The organism is Bradyrhizobium sp. P5_C11_2 (genome assembly GCF_054049755.1).
Genome location: NZ_JBFULT010000692.1, coordinates 1 through 3412 on the forward strand (window position 1 = coordinate 1; position 3412 = coordinate 3412).

At 62.3% G+C, this 3412-nt stretch carries 2 protein-coding genes and 1 pseudogene; 2 read left to right on the forward strand and 1 reads right to left on the reverse strand.

The window, feature by feature from the left end:
- Positions 1-320: 320 nt before the first annotated feature.
- A pseudogene (locus ACXJL8_RS37005) lies at positions 321-448 on the forward strand (IS5/IS1182 family transposase); the annotation flags it as partial.
- Here ACXJL8_RS37005 and ACXJL8_RS37010 read toward each other — a convergent pair.
- Positions 445-1548, reverse strand: a complete 1104-nt coding sequence (locus ACXJL8_RS37010; protein WP_456686615.1) for a M48 family metalloprotease — start codon at positions 1546-1548, stop codon at positions 445-447. The pseudogene ACXJL8_RS37005 and the gene ACXJL8_RS37010 overlap by 4 nt on opposite strands.
- A gap of 311 nt (positions 1549-1859) precedes the next feature.
- On the opposite strand from ACXJL8_RS37010, the gene ACXJL8_RS37015 reads away from it, so the two are divergent.
- On the forward strand, positions 1860-3323 hold the full coding sequence (locus ACXJL8_RS37015) for a GH1 family beta-glucosidase (RefSeq protein ID WP_456686616.1): 1464 nt from the start codon (positions 1860-1862) through the stop codon (positions 3321-3323).
- Positions 3324-3412: the final 89 nt, after the last annotated feature.

Here is a 3412-nt window from a genome sequence, read left to right on the forward strand (position 1 = left end):
CTCTGATAGGAATCAAGGCCGCCCCACAACCCCGGCGGCACCGCAATTGCCCTGCATAATCGCAAATCGGGTTCGTTGAGGAAACTACTCTGATAGGAATCAAGGCCGCCCCACAACCCCGGCGGCACCGCAATTGCCCTGCATAATCGCAAATCGGGTTCGTTGAGGAAACTACCCATTTCGAGTTAGCAGAACGCGCAGCCGGTAGTTCCCCGCAAAGTCTGAAATGGGTCATTTTCGACGGATTCACCCGGGGAGTGTCGGCAGGCTGATATCCGCTCCTGTCCGTAAACGCCGATCCGGGGCTGGGGGAGCGGCTGTTCCTTAGCAGGATCAAACATGTCGTCGCGTGGCAACGCGCTACGATAGGCTCGCCGCCAACTATCTTGCCTTCGTTCAACTCGCGTCAATCAGGCTTTGGCTACGCCTTAATGAGTCCGCGTCTTAGTAGGCGAGGTTGAGCAATGTGCCGACGCGCTCGGAGGTGGCGGGATGGCTGCGAAGCAAGCGCATCGGATCATGCACGAATGCGGACGTGCGGCTTGGTGCAGAGCCGGTATGATGGCGCTCCAGCTTGTCGAGTGCAGCGATCAGCGCTCGCGAGTCGCCGGTCAGTTCGAGCGCAGTTGCATCTGCATCCAGTTCGCGAACGCGCGACAGAGCAAGTCCGAGGAGCTGGCCGAGAGCTGGTGCTGCGCTCAGCAGCATCGCCAATGGCCGGCTTGGTGTCATGCCACCGTGATGATGGCTGGTTCGCAGCAGCGCGAGACCGGCGAGCGAGGTCCAATCGATCGCACGTCGCAACGTTGTCGCCCAGCCCATCGTCCAGGCGTCATTGTTGCGGATATGAGCGACTTCATGGGCCAATATCCCGGCAACTTCGTCGCGCGTCATGCCGCGTAGCAGGCCTTCGGTCAACACGATGGCACTGCGTTCCGGTCCGCCGAGTGCATAGGCATTCATGTCGCGCGGTGCCGGCAGACAATAGAGATCCGGCAATCGCATCAGCCCGGCCCGGCTGCAAACTTTTGTCAGGATGGCGAACAGGTCCGGCACCTCGGCTGGGGACAGCAGGCGGGCGCCGAACCAGCGATACACGTTCTCGCGCGAGATGACCGTTTCGTCGGGACGCGGCGTGCTTCCCGACAGCGCCCGCTGCATGCCCTCGGCTCCGCCGACGCTCCAGCCGCAGACGGCGAGCAGCAATGTCATGGCAAGGATCGCCAATTGAGATGATTGATGGTTCGCAGCCTGATGGGCGTGCCGCCGATGCCGGAACCGCCAAGAGTCTCTCGAATAGTCTCTCAAGCTCAGCTCGATACGGCATCGCAGGAAGAGGCCTGCCTGTCCCGACGGCCAGTGGATTTCCGCGGTGACGGCAGGGCCGCACCGTAAAACGCGCAGCATCTCTCGCGGCGCATGATGCACCAGAGCGAACGAAACGCTCGGCGTGAGGTCGGCAACGACATCTTGGCCGCGCCGATCGCCACGCAACGCCATCGGGCTTACGCCAGCGTGAATCACCCTTGTCCCCTCGTGCGCGTTCAACGCGAAAAGCTACGGATCTCCCGGTGTCTTGTCATGCGAGTTTCATGCCTTGGACACAGAAAAGTCCCGGTATCCACACGTGGAACGTCCGATCCGCTTCGGCGTAAGCCGTCCGGATGAGACCTCAGGAATCGGGCTCTGTTCAAGCTAAACCATGGTTTGGTCCGATAATGCCTTATTCGGCGCTGCACGTCGGAAACGACAGATGTGAGCGTCCGTTGCAGGCGTGACAGCCAGGGACTCCACTTCTCAAATCGGCCGGAACTCGTCATTGTGCCGGTCCGAAACGACGAGAAGTGGAGCAGCATCAAATGTCGGACAAGGTCTCGCGTCGCCGGTTCGCGAAAATCGCGGGATTGTCCGCAGCCGGGATAGCCAGTCCGCTTGGGATGGCGGACGCCAAGGCCGCAGCGGCGCCGGGTGGCGGAAGCGGCTTTCCGGCGGGTTTTGTCTGGGGCACGGCGACCTCGTCCTATCAGGTCGAGGGCGCTGTCAAAGAGGACGGGCGAGGGGCCTCGATCTGGGACAAGTTCGTCCGTATTCCCGGCAAGATCGAGGACGGCACCACAGGCGACCGCGCCAACGAGCACTATCACCGCTACAAGGAGGATATCGCGCTCATCCGCGACCTCGGCTGCAAGGCCTACCGCTTCTCGGTGGCCTGGCCGCGCGTGTTTCCCGATGGCGACGGCAAGCCGAACCCGAAGGGGCTCGACTTCTACAATCGCCTGGTCGACGAACTCCTGAAGAACGGCATCGAGCCGTGGTTGACGCTGTATCACTGGGACCTGCCGCAATCGCTCCAGGACCGCTTTGGCGGCTGGCGCTCGACGGAGACCTGCAAGATCTTCGGCGACTACGCCGCCTATGTCGCCGAGCACCTGACCGATCGCGTCAAGAACGTGTTCACGCTGAACGAGAGCGGCCGCTTCGTCCTTTTCGGCTATGGCCTCGGCATCGACGCGCCGGGCGTGACGCTGCGGCAGGCCGAGGTCAACCAGATCAGGCACAACAGCGCGCTCGCGCACGGGCTCGCCGTGCAGGCGGTGCGCGCCCATGGCCGCCCCGGTACCCGCATCGGACCGGCCGAGAACATCGATGCCTGCGCGCCCGCGATCGACACGCCCGAGAACGTCCGCGCCGCCGAGATCGCGCTGCGCGAGATGAACGCGGGCTATCTCAACGTCATCATGGAGGGCCGGTATACCGATGCCTTCCTGAAATTCGCAGGCCGCGACGCGCCGAAATACACCGACGCGGAGTTGAAGATCATCTCCTCGCCGGTCGACTTCCTCGGTCTCAACATCTACGCACCGCAGAACTATGTGGTGGCCTCCGACCAGGGCGCGGGCTTCATTCCGCTGCCGATCCCGAAATCCTTTCCGCACATGAACTCGGACTGGCTTCGCGTCGGTCCCGAGACGCTCTACTGGGTGCCGAAGCTGGCCGCAAAGATCTGGAAGACGGATGCGATCTATATCAGCGAGAACGGCACTTCCGGCGAGGACAACGTCACGCCCGACGGCAAGATCTACGACACCRACCGCATCATGTACCTGCGCAACTATCTGTCGCAGCTCCAGCGCGCCACCGCCGAAGGCGTGCCGGTGCGCGGCTATTTCCTCTGGAGCCTGATGGACAATTTCGAATGGGTGTTCGGGCTCAACAAGCGCTTCGGGCTCTATCACGTCAATTTCGACACCCAGGTCCGCACGCCGAAACTCAGCGCCAGCTTCTATCGCAACGTGATCGCAAAGAACGCGTCGGGGGTGTGATGCCTTCGCCTCTCCCCGCTTGCGGGGAGACTTGCGCGACTGCCGCTGTTTTGCCTGACGCATCAATGGGACTCTCCGCGCGTCCATCT